Annotated in this window: 20 protein-coding genes; 3 read left to right on the top strand and 17 right to left on the bottom strand. The window is 70.5% G+C overall.

Annotated features, from left to right (window positions below; all coding sequences use genetic code 11):
• Window positions 1–415: 415 nt before the first annotated feature.
• The 5 genes from R0146_RS05085 to R0146_RS05065 form a co-directional block, all read right to left on the bottom strand.
• Complete coding sequence (locus R0146_RS05085) at window positions 416–1,330, bottom strand: 2-dehydropantoate 2-reductase (RefSeq protein WP_317691776.1); 915 nt, start codon at window positions 1,328–1,330, stop codon at window positions 416–418.
• 140 nt (window positions 1,331–1,470) lie between these two features.
• On the bottom strand, window positions 1,471–3,399 hold the full coding sequence (locus tag R0146_RS05080; protein WP_317691775.1) for a solute carrier family 23 protein: 1,929 nt from the start codon (window positions 3,397–3,399) through the stop codon (window positions 1,471–1,473).
• A 93-nt stretch (window positions 3,400–3,492) separates the two neighbouring features.
• Entirely contained in the window at window positions 3,493–6,516 is a 3,024-nt protein-coding gene (locus R0146_RS05075; protein WP_317691774.1) for an AAA family ATPase, read from the bottom strand.
• A 1-nt stretch (window position 6,517) separates the two neighbouring features.
• A complete protein-coding gene (locus R0146_RS05070; RefSeq protein WP_317691773.1) occupies window positions 6,518–7,672 on the bottom strand; it encodes an exonuclease SbcCD subunit D in 1,155 nt (384 codons plus the stop codon).
• Between the two features lie 55 nt (window positions 7,673–7,727).
• Window positions 7,728–8,909: an ATP-binding protein gene (locus R0146_RS05065; RefSeq protein WP_317691772.1), complete on the bottom strand. Its 1,182-nt coding sequence runs from the start codon at window positions 8,907–8,909 to the stop codon at window positions 7,728–7,730.
• A gap of 71 nt (window positions 8,910–8,980) precedes the next feature.
• Between R0146_RS05065 and thiM the strand changes: the two genes are divergently transcribed.
• From thiM to R0146_RS05050, 3 genes are all read left to right on the top strand, one after another.
• Window positions 8,981–9,793 (top strand): hydroxyethylthiazole kinase, encoded by an 813-nt coding sequence (gene thiM / locus R0146_RS05060; RefSeq protein WP_317691771.1) that lies wholly within the window; start codon window positions 8,981–8,983, stop codon window positions 9,791–9,793.
• Window positions 9,790–10,479 (top strand): thiamine phosphate synthase, encoded by a 690-nt coding sequence (gene thiE, locus R0146_RS05055; protein ID WP_317691770.1) that lies wholly within the window; start codon window positions 9,790–9,792, stop codon window positions 10,477–10,479. Before thiM ends, thiE begins: the two co-directional genes overlap by 4 nt.
• Before the next feature lie 89 nt (window positions 10,480–10,568).
• A complete protein-coding gene (locus R0146_RS05050; RefSeq protein ID WP_317691769.1) occupies window positions 10,569–11,450 on the top strand; it encodes a mechanosensitive ion channel family protein in 882 nt (293 codons plus the stop codon).
• A 31-nt stretch (window positions 11,451–11,481) separates the two neighbouring features.
• On the opposite strand, the gene R0146_RS05045 is transcribed toward R0146_RS05050, so the two are convergent.
• The 12 genes from R0146_RS05045 to R0146_RS04990 form a co-directional block, all read right to left on the bottom strand.
• A complete protein-coding gene (locus R0146_RS05045; protein ID WP_317691768.1) occupies window positions 11,482–12,717 on the bottom strand; it encodes a DUF2207 domain-containing protein in 1,236 nt (411 codons plus the stop codon).
• 374 nt (window positions 12,718–13,091) lie between these two features.
• Complete coding sequence (locus tag R0146_RS05040; RefSeq protein WP_317692336.1) at window positions 13,092–14,624, bottom strand: monocarboxylic acid transporter; 1,533 nt, start codon at window positions 14,622–14,624, stop codon at window positions 13,092–13,094.
• Window positions 14,625–14,692: 68 nt separating this feature from the next.
• The gene (locus tag R0146_RS05035) at window positions 14,693–15,022 is read right to left on the bottom strand and encodes a DUF485 domain-containing protein (RefSeq protein WP_317691767.1); all 330 of its coding nucleotides are present in this window, start codon (window positions 15,020–15,022) and stop codon (window positions 14,693–14,695) included.
• Between the two features lie 194 nt (window positions 15,023–15,216).
• Window positions 15,217–15,450, bottom strand: coding sequence for a biotin/lipoyl-containing protein (locus R0146_RS05030; RefSeq protein ID WP_317691766.1), 234 nt, complete (start codon window positions 15,448–15,450; stop codon window positions 15,217–15,219).
• Complete coding sequence (locus tag R0146_RS05025) at window positions 15,447–16,472, bottom strand: alpha-ketoacid dehydrogenase subunit beta (RefSeq protein WP_317691765.1); 1,026 nt, start codon at window positions 16,470–16,472, stop codon at window positions 15,447–15,449. Before R0146_RS05025 ends, R0146_RS05030 begins: the two co-directional genes overlap by 4 nt.
• A gap of 1 nt (window position 16,473) precedes the next feature.
• Window positions 16,474–17,487, bottom strand: coding sequence for a thiamine pyrophosphate-dependent dehydrogenase E1 component subunit alpha (locus R0146_RS05020; RefSeq protein ID WP_317691764.1), 1,014 nt, complete (start codon window positions 17,485–17,487; stop codon window positions 16,474–16,476).
• Between the two features lie 110 nt (window positions 17,488–17,597).
• Window positions 17,598–18,377 carry an IclR family transcriptional regulator gene (locus tag R0146_RS05015; RefSeq protein WP_317691763.1) on the bottom strand — a complete coding sequence of 260 codons (780 nt, stop codon included), beginning with the start codon at window positions 18,375–18,377 and terminating at the stop codon, window positions 17,598–17,600.
• A gap of 174 nt (window positions 18,378–18,551) precedes the next feature.
• The gene (locus tag R0146_RS05010) at window positions 18,552–19,817 is read right to left on the bottom strand and encodes an MFS transporter (protein WP_317691762.1); all 1,266 of its coding nucleotides are present in this window, start codon (window positions 19,815–19,817) and stop codon (window positions 18,552–18,554) included.
• A 220-nt stretch (window positions 19,818–20,037) separates the two neighbouring features.
• Window positions 20,038–21,288, bottom strand: a complete 1,251-nt coding sequence (locus R0146_RS05005) for a CaiB/BaiF CoA transferase family protein (RefSeq protein WP_317691761.1) — start codon at window positions 21,286–21,288, stop codon at window positions 20,038–20,040.
• Window positions 21,285–22,892, bottom strand: a complete 1,608-nt coding sequence (locus R0146_RS05000; RefSeq protein ID WP_317691760.1) for an acyl CoA:acetate/3-ketoacid CoA transferase — start codon at window positions 22,890–22,892, stop codon at window positions 21,285–21,287. The genes R0146_RS05005 and R0146_RS05000 overlap by 4 nt, the downstream gene beginning before the upstream one ends.
• On the bottom strand, window positions 22,889–23,680 hold the full coding sequence (locus R0146_RS04995; protein ID WP_317691759.1) for an SDR family NAD(P)-dependent oxidoreductase: 792 nt from the start codon (window positions 23,678–23,680) through the stop codon (window positions 22,889–22,891). Before R0146_RS04995 ends, R0146_RS05000 begins: the two co-directional genes overlap by 4 nt.
• Complete coding sequence (locus tag R0146_RS04990; protein ID WP_317691758.1) at window positions 23,677–24,177, bottom strand: MaoC/PaaZ C-terminal domain-containing protein; 501 nt, start codon at window positions 24,175–24,177, stop codon at window positions 23,677–23,679. The genes R0146_RS04995 and R0146_RS04990 overlap by 4 nt, the downstream gene beginning before the upstream one ends.
• Window positions 24,178–24,216: the final 39 nt, after the last annotated feature.

Raw genomic sequence — 24,216 nt, 5'->3', positions numbered from 1 at the left:
CATCAGCCCCGGTCTGCCTGTCGACCCCGGTCACAGGACTGCTCGCCGATCCCGGCCTGTCCCACGACCAGGTTTTCGGCTGCCGCCTACTCGGCGCGGGGCGCTAGGCCGGCAGGCCAGGACGTGGGACGTGATCGTCATGCCGCCGCAGATGCGGCCCCTTCTGCCAGCCGCGGCTGTTTCAGCGATCCGCGGCCCGCGGGTAGGCCGCAGCTGACTGAAGACGCGGCGGCTGGCAGACACCCGCGCGTCTGCGGGGCGGCGGCCCCTCACGACGGCGGTCAGCCGCACGACCACGACGACCACCACCACGAATCCTCGCGCGACGGCGCTCAACTCGGATTGAGGAACCGCGGGGGGTGCCGTGAACTCCGCAGGTGTGGCTCAGCCCCAGGGTCCCGTCCCGTACGCGGCCTCAGCCCCGAGCGGCCCTCTCCCGCAGCGACAGCACGGCGTACATCAAGGCGTGGCGCGGCGTCGGCACGTCCAGCTGGCGCCCGATCCGCACCACGGCGCCGACCTGGCCGTCCAGTTCGGAGGGCCGGCCGGCCAGCAGGTCGCGCTGCAGCGAGGCGGTGGCCTCGGCCGGCTGCTGGTCGATGAAGGCGAGCGTACGGGCCACCGCATCGGGCGGCAGCGCCACGCCACGGGCCCGGCCGATCGCGTCGATCTCGGTGATGCAGGCGGTCAGTTCGTCCCGCAGTGCGGTGCGCAACTCCCCGAGCGGCTCCCCGCTGAGCGCGCCGAGGGCACCGGTCGGGATGATGAACATCGCCTTGTTCCACAGGTCCACCCAGATGTCGGCGGGCTCGGGAGCGTGGATTCCGACGCCCTCGAAGGCGGCCCGAGCGGCCTCGACCAGGGGCGTCTCCACGTTGTCCCAGCCGGCGAAGGTGATGCTGTCCGGCCCGCCGTGATGGCTGATCCGTCCGGGCTCGTCGAGTTGGGTGAAGACGCGTACGACCCCGGGGGCCACGTGGTCGCGGCCGACCGTCGCGGCGACGACATCGGGGGCGTCGACACCGTTCTGCATGGTGATCACCAGGGTGTCCGGCCCGACCAGCGGCGGCAGCTGGTGGGCGATGTCGGGCAGCTGGCCGGCCTTGACGGCGACCAGCACGACATCGACGTGCCCGATGGTCCGCGCGTCGTCGGTGGCCTCGACCCGGTCGAGCCGGGCCAGGAACCCGCCGCTGACGCTCAGTCCGGAGGTGTGCAGGGTGTGCAACGTACGTCCCCGGACGACGAAGTGGACCTCGTGGCCGCCGGCCGCGAGCAACCCACCGAAGAACCCGCCGAGGCCCCCCGCCCCGATCACCGCGTACCGCACTGTTCCTCCTCATCGTCAGGGTCGATCACGTGTCCCCCTCGACATCCTTGTGTCCCCCGTCGACATCCTTGCCCCGATCGGCGATCCCCGGGGCCGATCAGCCGGATCGACCGCGAGGAGCACCGCCCGGGGATGCCGGCTCAGCTGAGCTGTTCGAACTTCCGGGCCCAGGCCGACCGGATCGGGTTGGCGTCGGCGACCAGCGCATCGAACCGGGCGTCGGCGATATGGCCGACCTCGGCGATGGCGGTGGCCAGTTCGCGCACCGGGGAGCTGGCCACGCGATGCCAGCCGTCGCCGACGAGTTGGTCACGGCTGGCCAGATTGGCCAGACAGACCACCCAAGGCATGCCGTGCTTCTCCCGGTAGGCCTCGCTGAGGGCCGCGATCTCCGTACGATCCCGGTCGTCGAGGCGGTCGACGGCGAGCGATCCGGTCTCCTGGAGGGCCCGGACGTCTTCGGTGGCCTCCTCGGGGTCGGTGAGGACGAGCTCGGAGATGTCGTGGTAGCTGTCGATCAGCGCGCGCTGCTCGTCCGGCTCCGCCGACAGGACGACCTGCTGGAAGGCCTCCCGCAACTCCTCGGTGCTCTCGAACGGTCGGTCCTCCCAAGCCCGGGCGACCGGCCAGCTGACCGGGAACAGGCCACCGAAGGCGGCGACGAATTCCTTCTTGGTCATCGCGTTCACCTCGTCCAGGCGGACCGGTTTGCCGTGTGCCACCGCGACATCGGGGCCGCGCCGCCGGCCGACGTGGAAGAACAGCAGATTGAGGACGATCGCGACGATCGAGCCGAGGGTGACACCGGAGCCGAAGAGGATCTGCAGCCACGCCGGCACGGACTGCGCGATCGTCGGCTGCAGGGTGACCAGCATCGCCAGCCCGATGGAGGTGGACACGATCACCGCGTTGCGGTTGTCGTGCATGTCGACCTTGCCGAGGGTCTGGATGCCGACGACGGCGACGTTGGCGAACATCGCCAGCGAGGCCCCGCCCAGCACCGGCGCCGGGATGGCCGCAACGAGCGCGCCGGCCTTCGGCAGCACGCCGAGGATGATCATGAGCACACCGGCCGCGGTGACCACCCAGCGCGACTTCACCCGGGTGAGCCGGACCAGCCCGACGTTCTGGGCGAAACAGGTGTAGGGGAACGAGTTGAGGACACCGCCGAGGGTGGTGGACAGGCCGTCGGCACGCAGTGCGGCGGCGATGTGCCGCGGGGTGATCCGCCGGCCGACGACCTCGCCGGTGGCGAACACGTCACCGGTGGTCTCCACCGCGGTGATCGCCATCACGATGATCATCGAGATGGCGCCGGTGAGGGAGAACGCCGGCCAGCCGAAGAAGAACGGCGAGGTGACGCCGAGCGGAGCGGCGCTCGCCACCCCGGAGAAGTCGGCGTGGCCCAGCACGGCCGCCACCGCGGTGCCGAGCACCAGGCCGATGAGCACCGAGATGGTCGCCAGGAAACCCTTGAAGATGCGCTGGACGAGGACGATCACGGCCAGCGTGCCGAGCGCATAGAGCAGCCCGGGCACCATCGTCGCCGGATCGGCCTGCCCCCAGCGGACCACGTCGCCCGCGGCGACGCCGATCAGCGTCGTGCCCATCACCGTGAGCAGCGTGCCGGTGACGACCGGCGGGAAGTACTTCAGCAGCCGCGCGAAGTACGGCGCGCCGAAGAAGGTCGCCAGGCCGGCGATGATGATCGACCCGTAGACCGCGGCCAGGCCGTGGGTGCCACCGCCGGAGGCCAGCCCGATGGCGATGATCGGCGACACGGCAGTGAAGGTCACGCCCTGCAGCAGCGGGAGTCGTACGCCGATCCGCCGGCCCAGTCCGGCGGATTGGATGATCGACGCGATGCCGCAGGTGAACAGGTCGGCGTTGATCAGGTGGATGGTGTCCTGCTGGGAGAGGCCGAGGCCCTGGGAGATGACCAGCGGCACGATGACGGCCCCGGCGTAGAACGCCAGGACGTGCTGGACGCCGAGGACCGTCAGCTTCGGGATCGGCGGGACGGCATCGACCGGGTCGACCGGACGTGCGGGGGCTGTCGTGGATGTCACGGACCGATCCTAAGGATTCGCCGTCGACCGGTCCCAGGCACCCACGCTCAGGGACTGACGCACGGGCTCAGGGCTGACGGTCAGCGGAGACGGTCAGGCGGTGACGGTCAGGGTCGACGCGCCGTCGGCACGCCGTCGCACACTGATCCGCTCCGGGATGCGGTCCTTCATGTCGGCGACATGGCTGATCACGCCGACCGTACGGCCCCCTGCCCGCAGACCGTCGAGGACCGCCATCACGTTCTCCAGGGCGGACGGGTCGAGTGACCCGAAGCCCTCGTCGATGAACAGCGTGTCGAGATCCACTCCGCCGGCCTCCGCACGGACGATGTCGGCCAGGCCGAGGGCGAGCGCCAGCGACACGTAGAACGTCTCGCCGCCGGACAGGGTGCCGGGCGACCGCGGCCGGTCGGTGAGCTGGTCGAGCACCTGCAGGCCCAGTCCGAGCTTGTGGGAGCGCTGTCCGGCCTCGTCGTCGACCCGTTCCAGCAGGTAGCGGCCGTCGGACATCACCTGCAATCGGTCGTTGGCCGCGGCGACGACCTCCTCGAAGCGGCGCACCAGCACCCAGGTCACCAGTTCGGTCCGGATCAGTGACTGGGATCCCGCCTTGGCCAGGTCGGACACCCGCAGCAGCGCCCGGCCGCTGTCGGCAGCCCGGGCGTACGCCGCCATCGCGTCCTCCAGGGCGGTGCGGGCCTCGGCCACGTCGGCGGCCAGTGTCGCGGCAGCGTCAGCGGCCGAGGTGGCGCTCCGGGCCGCGGCGTGGGCCTCGTCAGCTGCCAGCTTGCACTCGTCCAGCCGGGGATCCTCGTCGCCGGTGAGCCCGGACAGGTCGGCGAGTCCGCTGTCGACCGCGTCGCGTTCCTTGTCGTACGCCCGCACCCGGCGCTGGGCCTGGGCCTCGGCGGTCCGCTCCAGCCGAGCGGCCAGGGCGTCGGCGGGATCGGCGAAGGGGGAATCGGCCAGGGCGGCGTCGAGGGCGAGGCGGGCGGTGTGCTCTTCGGCGCGGGCGCGGACCACGGCCCGCGCCGTGTCGGCCCGGTGACGGGCGGCCGTGGCCTGCTGGCGTAGCGCGGCGACACGGTCGGCGACCGACTCCTCCGCACCGCGCACCTCGGCGCACCGAGCAGTGTCCTGTTCGAGCCGGGCGGCATCGTGGGCGAGGTCCTGGTCGGCATGGTCCCAGCTCTGTTGGTCCCGGGTCCACGCCGCCTCCAGCCGTTGGGTGTCGGCCCGGAAAGCGCGCAGCGCCTGTTCCCCGGCGGCGATCTCGTCATGCCGGAGGACGATCTGCCGTTGCCGTTCCTCGGCCTCGCCCAGCGCCGTGGTGGCCGTGACGACGTCGAGTCCACCGGCCTCGGCACGCCGGGCGGCGAGCCGGGCCTCCAACGCGCTGAGGGCCTTCTGGTGGGCGGTGACCGCGGCCACGGCCCGGGTCCGCTCCTCTTCGGCTGCTTCGACGGCCTCGGCCGAGACGTGCGCGGCATCCTGCTGGGCGGGGGCCGGGTGCTCGATCGCACCGCAGACCGGGCACGCCTCGCCGTCGCGCAGAGCGGCGGCCATCTCTCCGGCCATCCCGGCGAACCGGGCGAGCCGGCGCTGTCGCGCCGTCTCGTCAGCCCGCTCCTGGGCCGCCAGCAGGCGGGCGAACATGGTCGCCGACTCAGCGACCTGCCGGTCGAGCGTCTCCGCATCGGTCGCCGCGGCCACGGCGCTGCGAGCGCGAGCGGTGTCCCGCTCAGCCGCGGCGAGGTCCCCGGCGTCCTGCCGCAGCGCGGACAGTCGCGCGTCCAGCGTGGCGTCCGCGTCGGGGCGGGCGTCCAGCTCGGCGCGGCGCCGGGTGAGGGTCTCCCGCTGGGCGAGCAGCCGGTCGCGCCGAGTGGCCAGGCCCTGCCGGCGGGACGGCAGGCCGGCCTCAGTGCCGGCCCACGGCTCCAGCTCCCCGACAGCCCTGGTGCAGACGGCATGCCGATCGTCCTCGCAATCGGCCAGCGCGAGGAGCTCGTCGGCGGCGCCACTCCCCTGGGTCAGCGGCAGACCTGCTGCCTCGCCATCGGCCAACGCTGCGGCCAGGACGGCGGCCGCCTGCTCCGCGGGCGGCACCAGCGGCACCACCGAGGCGGCGCCGGCATGTCGGTCGAGCCGTTCTCGCAGCGCGGCGATCTCTGCGGCCCCGGCAGTCAGTGCGCGATCGCGAGCCAGCAGGTCCGCCCGCCGCCGGAGCGCCTCCGCCAGCTTCTCGGCGCCGTCCAGCGCGCCGCGCGCCGCGGCCTCGACGACCTCCGCACCCTCGGCGACGGCCGCGGTCCGGGCCACCTCGGCGGCCAGCCGGGCCGCATCGGCTTCCAGACGCGGGGCGACGGCCTCGCGGCCTTCGATCGCCGTGGTCTCCAACGTGGCCGTGTCCGCGGTCTCGGCCCCGAGCCGGCTCCCGTAGACGGCGACAGCCTTCCCGATCGCCCCCCGGTGGCCCTCCAAGGTCTTCCGCAGGGCATTGGCCCCGTCGATCAGCCGCTTCTGCACCCGGTCGTACACCTCGGTGCCGAACACCTGCTGCAGCACGGTCCGTCGGTCATCGGGCTTCGAGCGCAGGAACGTGGCGAACTTCCCCTGCGGCAGCAGCACGGTCTGGGTGAACTGGTCCTTGGTCAGCCCGGTCAGCGCCGGGATCTCGGCGCCGACCTCCTGGGCACGGTTGGAGATCAGGCGTCCCGCCTCACCGCCGCCGAGCACCTCCTCCAGCTCGCCGGGGCTGAGCCGCCACAGCTTCACCTGCTGGTTCTGCGTGGTGGTGCCGGTGCCCCGCTGCTTGGGACGCTCGTACTTCGGCTGGCGCCAGATCCGGAAGTCACCCGCCCCGGTGGAGAACACCAGCTCGACGTACGGCTCCACCTCCGGGCCGGCATGCGCGGAGTGCAGCCGCTCGTCGCTGGCGGCGGAGTCGGCCAGACCGCCGTAGAGGGCGAACGTGACCGCGTCGAGCAGGGTCGACTTGCCCGAGCCGGTGGGCCCCTCGATCAGGAACAGACCACCCGCCCCGAGCGCGTCGAGGTCGATCACACACTCGTCGGGGAACGGCCCGATGCCCCGCAGGGCCAGCCGGTGCAGCTGCATGTCAGGCCACCGCCAACGTCCGGACGGCTTCGTACGCCTCACGGAGCACCTGCTCCTCGTCGGCGGTGGCGACCCTACCGCCCGCGTCCGCGACGAAGTCGGTCAGCACCTCCAGCGGGTCGACCGCAGCGGTGATCCGGGACGGGCCGTCGGAGACCCGATCGGCGGGCTGGTGGGCGAAGGTCAGCAGGTGCGGGAAGCACGCCCGGGCCCGGGCCATCATGTCGGCGGTCCGGATCGGGTCGGTCACCATCACCTCGGCCCAGGCGTCCCGGTCGGCATCCCAAGCCGACGACTCCAACTCGGCCAGCGTGCCGCGGACCCGGACCAGGCGGCGCGGCACCGGCGCGGGCACGGTCTGCACCGCCGGAGCCGAACCGTCGAAATCGACGATCACGCTGGACTTCACCTGGCCCGCCTCGGAGAAGGAGAAGGCCAGTGGGGACCCGGCGTAACGCATCAGCGGGTCGCGCTCCGGGTCGCCGGTCCGCTGCGCCCGGTGCAGATGACCCAGCGCGACGTACGCCGGGTCGGCCGTCCGGAACACCGCCGACGGCACCGAGTCGATCCCGCCGACCCGGATGTCCCGCTCGGAGTCGGAGGTCTCGCCGGTCCCGACGAACTCGTGGGCCAGGACCGCCACCGGCACCGCGGGGTCGCGCCGGGCGCGGTCCTCGACGATCCGCTCCATGGCGGCACCGACCACGGCGGCATGGGTCCGCTCCACCCCGCCCAACTCCTGGCGGGTGCCGTCCGGATCGAGGTAGGGCACCGGGTAGACGACCAGACCGGCGTGCCCGTCGGCGGCCGGCACGACGACCGGTCGGCCGACCTCGGCGACCCGGGTGCGGACGCTGAGTCGGTCCTGGAACATCCCGGCGCCGAAGCCCAGCCGGACCGCGGAGTCGTGGTTGCCCGAGGTGATCACCACCCGGGTGCGCGCGGTCAGCCGGGCCAGCGTGTCGCCGAGCAACGCGACCGACTCGACCGGCGGGATGGCCCGGTCGTACACGTCGCCGGCCACCAGCACGGCGTCGATCTGCTCGGCCTCGACCACCTCGACCAGGTGGTCGGCGAACGTCTCGTGGGCGGTCTGCAGGCTCTCGCCGTGCAAGGTCCGCCCGAGGTGCCAGTCAGCGGTGTGCAGGATGCGCATGCCTGAACGCTAGGACCGGCCTCTGACATCGCCCCGCAGACGCTCCGGCGACGGCCTATTCGGCCACCGTCGCACCCCGCAGGTAGCGGCCGAAGTGCGGCACCGTGAACTGCACCTTGCCGCGCTCGCCGGAGTAGACCAGCCCCTTCTTCAGCAGCGAATCACGGGCCGGGGACAGGCTCTGCGGCTTGCGGTCCAGGTGCGCGGCGACCTCGGCGGTGCCCACCGGGTCCTCACCGCCGATCTCGGCCATCGCCCGCAGGTACTCCCGTTCCGCCGGGGTGGCCCGCTCGTAGCGCGAACCGAAGAAGCCGACGGCCAGCTCGGACTCGGCCTGCGGCACCGCCACGGCGACGTCGTCCGGGCCGATCGGCGAGGACGGCGCCGCGTCCCAGACCGCCTTGCCGTACGCCTGGATGAAGTACGGATAGCCGCCGGTGGCCCGGTACAGCGCCGCCAGCGCCTCCGGAGCGTACGCCGCCCCCTCCTCGGCGGCCGGCTCGACGAGTGCGGCGTCGGCCGCCTCGCGGGGCAGCCGGTCGATCCGTACGTAGCGGAACAGCCGCTCCGAGTACGACTTCGAGGCCGACAGCACCGCGGGCAGGTGCGGCAGTCCGGCACCGACGACGATCAGCGGCAGCCCCTGCTGGCTGAGCTCGTGGCAGGCGGCGCAGACCGCCGAGACGTCCGGCGGTTCGAGATCCTGCATCTCGTCGATGTGCAGCGCCACGCCGGTCCCGAGGTCCAGCGCCAGCCCGCCGATGTCGGTGAGCACCTCGACCAGGTCGATCTCGATGTCGCCGGAGTCGGCCCGGCCCCTGGTCGGCGGCACGTTGATGCCCGGGTTCCACCGGTCCCGCAGCTTGGCTCCGGGCTTCGCGTCCGCCTCGACGAAGGATCGTACGGTGCCGAGGACGGTCTCGGTCTGCGACGGGTGACCGAGCTCGCGGACGGCCATGTGCAGCGCGGCGCCGAGCGGGCGGCGCAGGGACTGGCCGGGCCGGGCCTCCAGCTTGCCGGTGCCCCAGCCGGCGCGGACCGCCGAGGAGCGCAGGGTGTTGAGCAGCACGGTCTTGCCGACGCCGCGCAGTCCGGTGAGCACCATCGACCGCTCGGGGCGGCCCTTCGCCACGCGGGCGAGGACGACGTCGAACGCCGCCAACTCGTCGTCACGACCGGTCAGGGCGGGCGGTCGTTGCCCGGCCCCCGGTGCGTACGGGTTCTGGATCGGGTCCACGATGACACTCTATGGCGCCATCTACTGATCACCCGAGATCCGCGCAGATGTCGCTGCAATATCGTCGGGGCATGCCGTCCGCAGCCACCACGTCCGTCGTCCCGTCCGCCCTCGCCGCCGCCCTGGAGCAGTTCCGCGCCACCGTCCCGCTGGTGCACTGCCTCACCAACTCCGTGGTGACCAATTTCACCGCGAACGTCGTCCTCGCCGCCGGCGGCGCTCCCGCGATGGTCGACAACCCGCAGGAAGCCGGCGAGTTCGCCGCCGTCGCGGGTGGCGTGCTGATCAATCTCGGCACCCCGCAGGAGCACACCGTCGCCGCGATGCGGTTGGCCGCGGCGTCGGCCCACGAGCACGCCGTGCCGTGGGTGCTGGATCCGGTCGCAGCGGGTGCCATCGGATGGCGTACGCAGGTCGCGGTGGAGCTGCTCGCAGCGCATCCGGCCATCGTCCGGGGCAACGCCTCGGAGATCCTCGCGCTGCGCGGCGGAACCGGCGGCAGGGGCGTCGAGTCCACCCACTCCTCCGACGACGCGGTGGAGTCGGCCCGCCGGCTGGCCACCGACCTCGGCACCGTGGTCGCCGTCAGCGGCCCGACCGACTACCTCACCGACGGCAGCCGGGTGCTGGCACTGAGCAACGGGCACCAGTTGATGACCAAGGTCACCGGGGTCGGCTGCGCCCTCGGCTCCCTGATGGCAGGCTTCGCCGCGGTCACCGAGGACCGGCTGATCGCCGCGGCCACGGCCACCACGCTGCTCTGCCTGGCCGCCGAGGAGGCGCCGAAGAACGGCGCCGGCTCTTTCGCCGTCGGCCTGCTGGACGCGCTCGGGTCGATCACCCCGGACAAGCTCGCGGCCCGCGTCGCGCTGGCGGAGCGATGACCCTCCCCCGCGACGCCCGGCCGCGCCGCCACCACTCGCCGCACCCCGACTACCGGCCCCTCCCCGACTACCGGCTCTACCTCGTCACCGACCCATCGATGACCGCCGAGCACGGTCTGGTGCGTACGGTCCTGGAGGCGGTCGACGGCGGCGTGACGCTGGTGCAGCTGCGCGACACCGAGGTGGACGACGACGAGTTCGTCCGGATCGGCCGTACGCTGCACACCGCGCTGGCCGGCCGGGTGCCGCTGATCGTCAATGACCGGGTGCACCTGGTGGCGGCGATCGGCGCCGAGGGCGCCCACGTCGGCCAGGGCGACCTGCCGATCGACCAGGCTCGCGCGCTGCTCGGCCCCGACCGGCTGCTCGGCCTGTCGGTGCAGACCACCCGACACCTCGAGGTGGCGCGCGCACTCGGCGAGGACCTGATCGACTACGTCGGCATCGGCCCGGTCTGGGACACCGCGACCAAACCGGACGCCGCCGAGGCCGGCGGCCCGGAGCGTACGACCGCGATCGCCGCCGCCAGCCCGTGGCCGAGCGTCGCGATCGGCGGGATCAGCCTGGACCGGGTCCCCCGGGTGCGGGCCACCGGCGTGGACGGGATCAGTGTGGTGTCGGCGATCTGCGGCCGGCCGTCGCCCCGGGACGCCGCCGCGGCCCTGCTGGCCGCATGGAGCTCGTGACGCGTACGCCGAGCTCGTGACCGACCGCCCGTGACGGGCTGTCTGAGGTCCGTGGCAGGATCGACCCGAGCCCAGATCGGAGGTTGACGGTGCCCTGGACGATTCCCGAGCAATGGATCAACAACGCCGGCGTGATCGTGGTGACCGTGCTGGTCGCCCTGATCGTCCGCGGCCTGCTCGTCCGGGCGATCCGCCGGATCACCCGGATGCTCATCAAGGACGCCAGCGGCAAGCGGATCCGGGCCACCGAGATCCTCCGCCGGGCCGCGGACATGTCGGACGAGCGCTACGCCGCCCGGGCGAACACCACCGCGAGCCTGCTGCGCAACGTCACCGACATCGTGATGGTGATCATCGTGGTGATGACGGTGATGAACGTGGTCGGCGTCCCGCTGGCCCCGCTGCTGGCCAGCGCCAGCATCGGCGGCGTCGCGCTCGGCTTCGGCGCCCAGTCGCTGGTGAAGGACTACCTGTCGGGGATCTTCATGATCTCCGAGGACCAGTTCGGGGTCGGCGACTGGGTGCAGGTCAACGACAAGATCTCCGGCCGGGTGGAGGAGGTCGGCCTGCGGGTGACCCGGCTGCGCGCCTTCTCCGGCGTGGTCTGGTACGTCCGCAACGGTGACATCACCGAGCTGGGCAACTCCTCCCAGGGCACCTCGACGGCGATCATCGACGTGCCGATCGCGCTGACCGCCGACCCGGGGGCCGCGATCGAGATCATGCAACAGGTGCTGACCGAGATGGCGGCCCTGGAGGAGTGGCAGCAGGTGTTGATCGCCGACCCGGTCGTGCTGGGCGTCGACAGCATGGACGCGGTGCAGACCAAGCTACGCGCGACCGCCGACACCCTCGCCAACCAACAGTGGGGCTTCCAGCGCGAGGCGCTCAGCCGGATCCGTACGGCCCTGCACATCGCCGGCATCGAGGATCCGTCGATCCCACCCACCGCACTGGACCAGCAGTCCTAGGGCCGGGTGCGGCCTGACCGACGTCCCCGCCTCACCCGAAGTCGAGGTCGCAGCCGTCGCAGCCGTCCCCCAGGCTGTCCAGACCGCCGGTGGAGTCGACGAAGTCGGCCACCCCGCCGCTGAACGCCTCCAGACCGCCGCCGACCGCATCGGCGATCCCCGAGACGTCGAGGTCGCCGACCAGTTCGGCCACTCCCTCTCCGAGCAGCAGGGCGAGCTCAGGCACGTCGAGCAGATCGGCCAGGATCACCATGTCGATCCAGTCCAGACCGAAGTCCAGCGTGTCGTAGCCTGCGATCTGGGCCTTGGCCGCCACCTCACCGAACACCTTCGCCCAGTGGTCCGCCACGCCGAACACGATGGCGTACGGCAGGTAGCGGGAGAAGATGGCGGCCGCCTCCTCGAACGTGATCTGGTCCGCCTCGGCGGTCCGCAGGTACTCCTCGAAGGCCAACGCCTGGATCCGTACGGCGGTGCCTTCCGCGGTCCGTCCGGGGCGTACGCGTCCCCACCGGGCCCAGGCGCCGGCCGACCCCAGGGTGAGCAGCCCGCCGACGATCCCGCCCAGTGCGCCACCACCGACCGCGGCGACGACGACCATCACCAGCGCACCACCGACGGCCAGCCCCCACAGGGCGGCACCGCTCAGACCGTTCCTGGCGCGCGGGTGGCGGCGGTACCAGCCGCGGTGCACGACCTCGGTGTAGAGCGCCTGGACGGCCTCGCGCATCACCTGGCCGAAGTCACCGGTCAACTGCGAGATGCGCACCGAGGGGCCGTACGCGAACATGCCGTTGAGCAGGTGGGCCTCCATCACCGACAGCTCGTCACCGGCGGGCGGGTCCTGGGCGACGATCTCCCAGTCCGGCCGGGGCTTGCCGCCGCGGCCGCCGTCCGGGCGCTGCCGCCCCCGCGACGGAGCGACCCCCTCGGCCTCGACCGCGGTGATCTTCACGTAACCCCGCACCGCCAGGTCGACGATCGTGGCAGTGACGTCACGGCTCTCCGCGACCCCGTCGAAGACCGTGCCGACCAGTCCGGGGCGCAGGCCCTTGGGCGGGGTGAACTGCACGGCGACGGCCTTGGTGTACTCCCCGTCAGTCACCCGTCGGGTGAGGGCCGGCTGGCCCGGCGCGGGGAGTTGGCCAGGGGTGACCCCCTGGTAGATCTCGTCGAGGCCGGTGCGGCGGGACCGTACGATCGCCAGCACGGTGATGGCGGTCACCACGAGACCGATGACCAGCATGAGGACGGAGGCGGGAGTCACGCCCCCAGCGTACGGACCCGCGGAACCTGCCGCTGCCGGTGCCGAGGTGGCCGGACTGCTGCGGCCGGGAGCCCGATGCGCCCGGCAAGACCCAGAGGCCCGATGCCCGGTGAAACCCAACAGTGGTCGACCACCGAGGTGGCCGACCACTGGGGTTTGTCGCAGCGCTGGCGTACGGGGGGGATGATGTCAGCGTGCGACGACCTTGCAGGGGCACCCTGCATGCACCTGCGGCGAGTTTAGTCGAAAGGTTACCCTAACCACAAGGTTTCACAGGGAACTTTAAGGTTGTATGACTCTGACAGCTCCGATCGCCGACCGCACGGTCCGTGCCGTGGCGGTCGGCGATCGAGAGCAGCGTACGCCCGGAGGGGTCAGTGGTCGATCGCGCCGCCCGCACCGGCACCGGTGAGGGAGCGGACCTCCATCTCCACAGCCTTCTCCTCGTTGTGCTCCGAGGAGGTGATCGAGCCGAGCCAGCCGAGGATGAAGCCGAGCGGCACCGACACCAGCGCCGGGTTGTCCAGCGGGAACCAGGCGAAGTGGGCGTGCGGGAACATCGCCGCAGCGTTACCGGAGACGGCCGGCGAGAAGATGATCAGCACCATGCCGGAGATCAAGCCGCCATAGATGCTCCACAGGGCGCCGCGGGTGTTGAACCGCTTCCAGTAGAGCGTGTAGAGGATCGACGGCAGGTTGGCCGAGGCAGCCAGCGCGAAGGCCAGCGACACCAGGAAGGCGATGTTCTGGCCGTTGGCGATCACGCCGCCGACGATCGAGATCAGACCGATGACGATCGAGGTGATCCGGGCGACACGGAGCTCCTGCCGGGGATCGGCCTTGCCCTCCTTGATCACCGAGTTGTAGATGTCGTGCGCGAACGACGCCGAGGCGGTGATGGTCAGGCCGGCGACGACCGCGAGGATGGTCGCGAACGCCACGCCGGAGATGAGCGCCATCAGGATGGTGCCGCCCAGCTCGAAGGCCAGCGCGGGTGCGGCCGCGTTGGCGCCACCAGGCATCTTCGCGATGTTCTCCGCACCCACCAGCCAGGCGGCGCCGTAGCCGAGGACCATCGTCAGCAGGTAGAACAGGCCGATCAGGACGATCGCCCAGGTGACGCTGCGACGCGCCTCCTTGGCGGTCGGCACGGTGTAGAAGCGCATCAGCACGTGCGGCAGGCCGGAGGCACCGAGCACCAGGGCGATCGACAGCGAGATGAAGCCGAGCTTGTTGGTGCCGTACTTGCCCATCGGGGAGAGCAGTCCCTCGCCCTTGCCGGGCTTGACCGAGTTGACGTGGTCGATGGCCTGCTGCATCAGCTCGGACAGGTTGAACCCGACGCGCGCCATCACCCACACCGACATCACGATGACACCGATGATCAGCAGGATCGCCTTGATCATCTGCACCCAGGTGGTGCCCTTCATGCCACCGATGAGAACGTACGCCACCATCAGCAGACCGACGATGACGATGACGAGGTTCTGGCCGACAGGGCTCGAGATGCCGAGCAGCAGGGCCACCAGGCCGCCGGCGCCGGCCATCTGGGCGAGCAGGTAGAAGAAGGACACCAGCAGGGTCGAGATCGCCGCGGCCATCCGGACCGGGCGGTCCTTCACCCGGAAGGAGATCACGTCGGCCATCGTGTAGCGACCGGTGTTGCGCAGCGGCTCGGCAACGAGCAGCAGGGCGACCAGCCAGGCCACGAAGAAGCCGACGGAGTAGAGCAGGCCGTCGTAGCCGTAGAAGGCCACGGCGCCGACGATGCCGAGGAAGGACGCCGCCGACAGGTAGTCGCCGGCGATGGCGAACCCGTTCTGGCGCCCGGAGAAGGACGCGCCGCCGGTGTAGAAGTCGCCGGAGCGCTTCAGGCCACCGCGGGTCACCATGATGACGACCGCCATGGTGATGACGACGAAGGTGACGAAGATGGCGATGTTGACTCTGGGATCGCCCAGCGTGGCGAGCGGAATCACAGGTCGCTCCCTTCCATGTCGGCTTCGAGGTCGGCCTTGAGCTTCGAGGACAGCGGATCGAGCTTGGTGTTGGCGTGGCGGATGTACAGCCAGGTGATCAGGAAGGTCGAGACGAACTGCAGCAGGGAGATGATCAGACCGATGGTGATGGTGCCGAAGACGCGAGTACTCATCCAGGCGGTGGCGTACACCGACAGCAGGATGTAGAGGAAGTACCAGACGAGGAAGGCAACGGTCATCGGGAACGCGAAGCTGCGGAACCTCTTCCGCAATTCGACGAACTCAGCCGACTGCTCTACCTCTCTGTAGTGGGCGGGGCTGGGCATGGGATCGCTCCTGGAGTGAAACGGCTCACAGGGTTGTGAGACCGTCGTCACCCTAGCGATTCGGTGGCGTACCCGTAAGAGGAAAGACGACCACAATTCGGTCACCCAAGGTAACGGTTCGATAACCAAACACCGCCCCACCACCCCACCCACACAGCAAGAGATGTAACCTACGTCACACCTCGGAGATGTCGTCAGGCGATCCGGGCGATCACGGAGCCCTGGACGACCTCCTCTCCCTCCGCCACCAGCAGGGTGATGGTGCCCGCGGCGGGCGCCATCACCTCGGCGTCCACCTTGTCCATCTGCACGTCGGCGAGCAGCTGTCCTTCAGCCACCTGCTCCCCCTCGGCGGCGTACCAGGTGGCGACGACGCCGGTGGCTTCCCGGCGCTCCTCGCTCATCAACGGGAACGGCACGTCGGTCACGCCAGCACCTCCCGCACCAGCGCCTCGATCCGCTCCGGCCGCGGCAGTGCCGCGTACTCCAACACATGGGCGTACGGGATGGGGATGTCCGGCATCGCCAGGCGTCTGGGGGCGGCGGTGAGCAGACCGGGGTCGGCCTCGACGACCGAGGCGATCACCTCACCGGACAGGCCGTACGACAGGTAGTCCTCGTCGACGACCACCAGCCGACCGGTCTTGGCGACCGAGGCGACGATGGTCTCCCGGTCGAGCGGCACCACCGAGCGCAGGTCGATGACCTCGACGCCGATCCCCTCCCCGGCGAGCTTCTCGGCGACGTCCAGGGCGTGGTGCACCGACAGGCCGAGGGTGACCACGGTGACGTCGGCGCCTTCGTGGGCGACCGCCGCCGTGCCGATCGGCACCAGATACTCCCCCTCGGGCACCGGGCCGATGGAGCGCTGGTTCTTCGCCATCCAGGCCAGGCCCATCACGCCCTTGTGGTACATGTACACGACCGGCCCGTCGTCGCGGATCGCGGCGGTCATCAGGCCCTTCGCGTCGGCCGGGTTGGACGGCACGACCACCTTCATCCCGGGCAGGTGCCCGAAGGTGCCCCACAGGCACTGGCTGTGCTGGGCGCCGTCGGAGTAGCCGCCGCCGACGCCGGTGGTGAGCACCATCGGGACCTTGACGTGGCCGCCGGACTCGAAGTGGATCTTGGCCATGTGGTTGTAGATCTGGTCGAGGCAGACGCCCATGAAGTCGGCGAACATCAGTTCGACGATCGGGCGCATGCCCTCGACAGCAGCCCCGATGCCGAGGCCGATGAAGGCGGTCTCCGAGATCGGCGTGTCGATGATCCGGGTGGGGCCGAACTCGTCGAGCAGGCCGACGGTGGAGCTGAAGATGCCGCCGTAGCTGCCGACATCCTCGCCGAGGTAGATCACCTCGGGGTTGGCGCGCATCTCCTGGGCGATCGCCTCAGCCATCGCCTTGGAGGTGTTGAGCCGGCGGACCGGGGTGCTGGGTGCGGTGGTCATCTCAGGCCTCCTCGGCGAATGCGTACTTGAGCACGTCGGCCGGGTCGGGCAGCGGGCTCTCCTTGGCGAAGGTGATCGCGGCCTCGACCCGCGCGGCGGCGGAGGTGGCGATCCGGGCGATGGCGTCCTCGTCGAGGATGCCGGCGTCCTGCAGGCGCCGGGCGTACGCCGGGATGGGGTCGTGGCTGGCCACCTCGGCGAGCTCGGGCCGGTAGCCCTGCGCGTCGCCCTCGAAGTGGCCGAGCATGCGCAGAGTGGCGACCTCGAGCAGGGTCGGTCCCTGCCCGGCGCGGGCCCGGGCGATCGCCTCGCCGGCGGCAGCGTAGACGGCGTCGACGTCGTTGTCCTCGACACGTACGCCGGGGATGCCGTACGCCGCGGCGCGGACGGCGTTGGAGGAGACCGCGGTGGAGGCGCTGCGCGGCACCGAGATGCCCCAGGCGTTGTCCTCGACGACGAAAAGGACGGGCAGCTTCCACAGGGCGGCGAGGTTGAGGGACTCGTGGAAGGCACCCTGGTTGGCGGCGCCCTCGCCGGTGACGGCGACGGCGACATTGCCGGTGCCACGGGTCTTGAAGGCGTACGCCTGGCCGAGCGCCGGCGGGTAGCCCTCGGCGATGATGCCGGAGCAGGAGAAGTGGGTGGACGGGTCGAAGAGGTGCATGTGGCCGCCGCGGCCACGGCCCAGGCCGGTCTCCCGGCCGAAGATCTCGGCGGTCATCCGGTTGAGGTCGACGCCGTGGGCGATGGCGAAGTGGTGGGGGCGGTGGGTGGCGGTGACGGCGTCGTCGACCATCAGGTGGGCGCAGACGCCGGCGGCGACGGGCTCCTGGCCGGCGGCGAGGTGCATCTCGCCGGGGACGAGCCCCTTGCCGATGTCGAAGCCGGGACCCTTGTCGGCGTGATACTCGCGTTGGATGGCGAGCTCGTAGGTGCGGGCCAGCACCATGGTGGAGTAGAGATCGAGCCGTACGGCGTCGGGGACCCGCGCGGGCTCGGTGGATGGATCGGTCATCGTTGACCTCCGGAGATGAGACGGGTGTGTCCATCATCACCACCCGACGTCCCCGGTGTCAGCCGATCGCCGGGGTCAGCCGATCGCCGGGGTCAGCCGATCGCCGGTGTCTAGCGCGACGCCTGCAGGTAGCGGTAGACGTTCCACTGCTTGCCGAGCCGGGTCGCCGTCGTGACCAGATCGTCCGAGAGTTCCTCGATCCGTTCGCGGCTCAGACGCACGGACGGACCAGCGATGCTGATCGTTCCGACGGCCTGCCCGGAACCTCCGTTGCCGGAAATGATCGGAGCTGCGCCGGCGTTGACGCCGACCTCCATCTCCTCGACCACCACCGCATAGCCACGCTGACGGGTGAGCACCAGCTCGTCGAGGAGAGCATCGAGTGAGGTGATGGTCCTGTTGGTGAAGGCCTCGAGTCCTCGCTCGGTGACGATCTCCCGCACCGTCGCCTCGGGCAGCGTGGACAGGTAGGCCTTCCCTGATGCCGTCGCGCCGAGTGCCAGCTCGGGGCGCAACGGGCTGTGCACGATGAGCGACGAGTTCGCTCCCTGTGCCTGCGCAACGAACCGGAGTCGGTGATCACTCACCATCGCGAGACGGACCAATTCTCCCGAGCTTCGGGCGAGAGCACCGAGTTCGTCCTGCGACCAGTCCACGATGCCGGACGACTCGAGCTGCCGCAAACCCAGGCTGCCGAGGGCGAAAGTGGCTCGATATCGCTCGGAGTCCGGGTCCTGGATCGCGTACCCGAGCTGGACCAACTCAGTCAGGAGCCGAAAGGGAATCGCGCGATTGAGACCCATCGTGGTCGCCACGTCGCTGACACGTACGCCGTCGGGCTCGTCGGCCATCAGTTCAAGCACTTCGATGGCCCGGCTCAGGTTCGACACGTCAGTGCCTCTCGTCGGTGGGTTGTGGTTGATCGCGATGCTAGACCGCCGAGCGTGTCCGCAGTGTCGCGACCGGCGGGCCGAACCGCCGCCTCAGCGGCGAGCGGGCATGACACCGGGCGTCGGTGCGCCACCGCAGGCGATGACGCACCGACGCCGGAGCGCGTCTCCTTCCTACTGCTTGATGTCCAGAACGGCGCGGTCACGGCGGAGGAACACCAGGGTGACCAGACCGATGAAGCAGGTGGCCGCCACGAAGTAGTACGGCGAGCGCAGATCGCCGGTGAGGGAGATCAGCAGCGTGCCGATGAACGGCGCGGTGCCGCCGGCAATGACGACGGCCATGTTGGTCACGAGTGCGGTGCCGGTGTAGCGGACCGCATCCGGGAAGAGACGGGGCGTCAAGGTGAAGGAGGCCACCTGCAGGAACGACATGTTCACGATGATCAGGATGTACGCGAGCGTGGCGAGGGCGAGGTTGTGGAGGTTCATCAGGATGAGAGCCGGGTAGGTCAGCGCGGCATATCCGATGATCCCGGTGAAGGCGACCGGCAGAACGCCGATCCGATCCGCGAGGCGTCCGGTGAGCGGCATCAGCAGGACCGCGACGAGAGTGACGCCCGCGGTCACCCAGAAGACGGCCCGCTTGGGGTAGCCGAGATCTGCGACGAGGTAGATGGCGATGAACGTGGAGCCGATGAAGGCGCCGCCCTGAACGGCGATGCCCAGGCCCAGTCCCTTGAGCAGAGCGCCGGGGTAGGTGCGGAACGCCGAGAAGAGCGGGAAGGTGTGCGAGCCGCTGTGCTCGACCTCCTTGTCGATGTCCGGGATGGTGCGCCGGACGAAGTAGCAGAAGATCGTCAGCGGCAGGGTGATGAGGAACGGGATCCGCCATCCCCAGCTGTTCAGGTCTCCGTCGCCGAGCAGTGCTCCGACCATGCCGATCGCGGCCGACGCGAGCGCGTACCCGCCGTTGGTGCCCATCGGAACGTACGCGCCGTACCGCGTTCGCTTGCCCGCCGGCGCGTTCTCGGAGATCACCGTGGCGGCGCCACCGAGTTCGCCTCCGGCGAAGAAGCCCTGGGCCAGTCGGACGAGGAACAGGAGGATCGGGGCCAGCAGACCGATGGAGGCGTACGTGGGCAGTACGCCGACCAGGGTCGTGGCCACCCCGACACCGAGGATGGTGATCAGGAGGGCCTGTCGCCGGCCGAGGCGGTCGCCCACCCATCCGAACACGATGCCGCCGACCGGCCGGATGACGTACGAGAGGGCGAAGACGGCGAGGGTGGACAACAGGGCCGCGACCGGGTCCTCGTTCGGGAAGAAGAGGGGCGCGATGATCGTCGATGCATATCCGAACAGCGCGTAGTCGTAGTACTCGATGACGGTGCCGATCCCACCGGCGAGCGCTACGCGGCGGACCGCGGACTCGGTCATCACGGCTTCTTTGGGCGGTGCGGCTGCTGTGCTCTGGAGCGTCATTGCTCGTTCCTTTCGGAGTGAAGCGGTCTTCCATGCCCGCTGTCGCGAGCACGGTCGGTGTGGAGAGCGGCGCGATGTGTCGATCCGCTCGATCGGCCGGCCGTGGTCCGAAGGGATCCGCGGCACGGTGGGGGTGGAGTGGTGAGTGGTTGGACGGGGCGGCGCGCGCCGAGGATCACCAGGTCGCGGGTGCACCGGCCGTCTGCCGGTCGTGTTCGTCGCCGACGACGCCTTCGGCCTTGAGCCGGGCGATCTCGGCGGGCTCGAGCCCGAGTTCGGCGAGGACGTCGTCGTTGTGCTGGCCGAGGGTCGGCGGGATCATCCGGACCCGGCCGGGGGTGTCGGACAGTTTGACCGGGATGCCGACGAACTTGACCGGGCCCACACCGGGGACCTCGGCGTCGAGCACCATCTCGTTGTGCAGGACCTGGGGGTCGACGAAGACCTCGGGGTACTGGTTGACCGGGGTGGCCAGGACGTCCTCCGCCGCGAACCGGCCCATCAGTTCGTCGCGGTCGAAGCGGAGACTGGCCTCCCGTACGATCCGCACCGTCTCCTCCGTGTGGGCCAGCAGGCCGTCGTTGGTCTGGAAACGCGGGTCGTTCACGATCTCCGGGGCGAGCCCGAGCGCCCTCGCGCACTGCTGCCACGGATGGGCGATGTAGAACTCGCCGATCAGTGTCAGCCACCGCCCGTCGCGGCACTGATAGGTCCCGTAGAGGGCCGTGTTGTGTGCGTGGGCGATGCCGGCGGTGGGTCGGGGATATTCCTGGCCATGGGTGAGGAAGGTGGTCCCTTCCTGCAGGTGACTGGCGACGGCCGCGTTCAGGAGGCAGGAGTCGACGACCTGTCCCCGGCCGGTCCGCTCGCGGGCCGCGAGGGCGATCATCATCCCCTGGGCGAACTGCATCGACGCGAGGTAGTCGATCATGAAGGTCCCTGACGGTGTCGGAGGCCCGTCGACGGCGCCGGTGAGCGCCATCAGGCCGGAGAGGGCCTGCGCGGCGAGGTCCTGACCCCGGCGTTGGGCATACGGGCCGGTCTGGCCGTAGCCGGAGGCGTACGCCACGATGATCCGCGGATTCACCGCGGACAACTCGTCCCAGCCCAGACCGAGCTTCTCCATCACGCCGGGACGGAAGTTGCTGGCGACGATGTCGGCCTCCTTGGCCAAGGCCAGGATGAGCCCGCGGCCTTCAGGATGCTTGAGATCGACCGAGATCGAGCGCTTGTTGCGGTTGGTCGCGGACCAGTGGGGCGAGTACCCGTTGATCGTGGGGAACTGACCTCGGCCGATCTCGCCGGCGCCGATACGCTCGACCTTGATGACGTCGGCGCCGAAGTCGGCGAGGACCTGGGTGGCGCTCGGGCCCTGCTCGAGCTGGGTGAAATCCAGGATGCGGATCCCGCTGAACGCGTCGATCATGCGCGGGCCTCCCTTTCATGTGTGGGGGACGCCATGGCGGTGTCCCGACGCGGAAGCACCAGCCCGGTCGGGCCGGGGCGGAACAGGCGAGCGTCCATCGGGCGCGGCGGTTCGGGCATGGCGGGGGTGAACGGGAGCAGCGCCAGCAGGTCGTCGACCAGGTCCACTCCCGGAGCCAGTTCGACCAGGGTCAGGCCTTCGTCGCGCAGCTCGAACACAGCGCGTTCGGTCACGTACAGCACGCGTTGGCCGGTGCGCAGGGCGTGACGGGCCGAGAACGAGATCGCGTCGACACTGTCGACGAACTTGCCGTAACGTCCCTCCGTCTCGATCCGCAGGGCGCCGTCCTCGACGACCGTACGCAGACCACCGCCGGTGAACGTGCCGCAGAACACCACGGTGCCGGCCTTCTGCGCGATGTCGATGAACCCGCCCGGGCCGATCACCGTCCGGCCGGCGCGGGTGACGTTGACATTCCCGGCGCGGTCGATCTGGGCGTACGCCAGGCCGGCGAAGTCGAGTGCGCCGCCGTCGTACAGATCGAATTGGGCGGACATGTCGATGATGGCCGCCGGGTCGACGGCGGTGCCAGAGTCCAGCCCGATGCCGGGGACTCCGCCGTAGATGCCCTGCTCGACGGTGAACGTGACGTCGTCGATCCGGTCTTCTTCGTGCACGACGTAGGAGATGCCGTTGGCCATGCCGACGCCGAGGTTGACCAGGTCACCGGGATGCAGCTCCATCGCGGCCCGCCGGGCGACGACTTTGCGGTGGTCGAGCGCGATCGGCGCGATCCGGCCGGTGCCCGGTGGCACCGTGCCGGTCCGGCTCCGGTCGAGGCGGGTCAGCGGGGTCTGCCAGGGGTGTTCGGTGATCACGACGTGGTCGACCAGCACGCCCGGCACCTGGACGGTCGCACCGGGCAGCGTCCTGCGGGGCACGACCCGCCGCACCTCGGCGATCACCAGACCGCCGCTGTTGTGCGCCGCCTGCGCGATCGCGAGGTTGTCGCTGAACGCCGCCTCGTCGGTCATCGTCAGGTTGCCGTCCTCGTCGGCGACCGACGCTCGGATCAGCGCCACGTCGATCGGGAAGGTGGGATAGTGCAGCCACTCCCGGCCACCGAGCTCGATGACCTGGGAGAGGGCACCACTGGTCGTCTCGCTGATCCGGCCGCCGTGCTGGCGCGGATCGACATGGGTCTCGATGCCGATGTCGGTCGTCAGGCCGGGCCTGCCGGCGGCGATCTCCCGGTAGAGCAGGGTGATCGTGCCGGCAGGCAGCGCGAAGGCCTCGACCTGTCCGTCGGCGATCAACGCCTGCTGACGCGGGCTCAGCACGAAATGCGATCCGATGAATCGGCGGACCAGACCTGGCCGAGCCAGGTGGTCGGTGCCCCGGCCCTGATGGTCGCCCAGGCCCATGACGTGCACCACCTGAAGGTCACGGGGTGCGTGGGTGCGCTCGAAGCGATCACCCAACGCCCCGAGCAGAGACTCCGGGACCTGCAGGAGCGAGCCACTGCCCCCGACCACGACGGTGACGCCGTCGCCGACCAGCGCGGCCGCCTCGTCGAGCGAGATCTGCAATCCGTCGCGCTTCACAACATCACGTCCCCTCCGCAGACGTGGAGGCATTCACCGGTGATGTAGGAGGCGTCCGGCGAGAGCAGGAATGCGGTCGCAGCGGCGACGTCTTCCGGCGTGCCGGCCCGACGCAGCGGGACGGCGGCGACCCGCTGGCGGCGGGCCACCCCGGGCTCCTGCCCTCGCATCGCGGAGAGCGCCTGGTCGGCACGCTCCCAGATCTCCGTCTCGACGATCCCGGGGGCGACGGCGTTGACCCGGATCCCGCGCTCGGCGAGTTCGGCGGCGAACGATTTCACCAGGCTCAGGATCGCCGCCTTCGATGCCGAGTAGTGCGGGTAGAAGGGGCCAGGCAGGCGAGCCTGGATGGACGCCATCGCCACCACGGCCGGTGCTCCCGCGCTGCCGGGGACGGCGGCAGTCATCGCCCGACCGGCGAGCTGGAGGGAGTAGAGGACTCCACGCGCGTTCACGTCGAGGACGGAGTCCCACTCCTCGGTGGTGAGTTCGGTGCCCCGGGTCCAGGTCTGGATGCCCGCGTTGCAGACCATCAGGTCGAAGGACGATCCGAACGCCTGCCGGACGTGTTCGGGGATCGCCTCGACGCTCGCCTTGTCGGTGACATCGACCTCCGCCGGTGCCGCCGCCGGCCCGAGACGGGTCGCCGTTGTGGCGGCCGCGGCCCGATCTCGGTCCGTGACGAGCACGCGGGCACCCTCGTCGACCAGCCGACCAGCGACCGCGGCCCCGATTCCCTGGGCCGCACCGGTGACGACGGCGACACGACCCGCGAAGCGTCCGTTCATCGTGCCGCGCCGGCTTCGCCCGCGGCGACGGCCGCGAGCGGCACCTTCGAGCACAGCAAGGCCTTCGTGCCACGCTGCACCACGTCACCGTGCTGGTTGACCACCTGGACGTCGAAGGTCGCGATCGCCTGGTCGGGCTTGGAGCGGCTGTCCCGGAGTTCGGCGATCGTGTAGTCGACGAAGATCGTGTCACCGACGAAGATCGGCCCGACGAACCGCCAGTCGCCGATGCCGAGGAAGGCGATCGCCGTCTGCCTCAGTTCTCCGGTGCGTGCCCACATCAGCCCGTGGGCGTACGCGAGGCCGAGCATGCCGTGCGCCACGCGGCGCCCGAATTGGCTGGCCTTGGCGTACACGTCGGAGGTGTGCAGTTCCGAGAAGTCGCCGGTGAGACCGGCGAATCCGACGAGGTCGGCGTCGGTGATCGTCCGCCCCGGACTGCGGAACCGGAGTCCCTCGTGCAGGTCGGCGTACGTGTAACCCATATGTGCTGTCATTCTTCTTCTCCTGGGTCTTCTTTGACGTGGAGTGGTTGG

It is taken from the genome of Raineyella sp. LH-20 (assembly GCF_033110965.1).
In the GTDB taxonomy this organism is placed as follows: domain Bacteria; phylum Actinomycetota; class Actinomycetes; order Propionibacteriales; family Propionibacteriaceae; genus Raineyella.
Note: the sequence above shows the minus strand (reverse complement) of the source record. Positions and strands in the feature narration are given on the sequence as shown.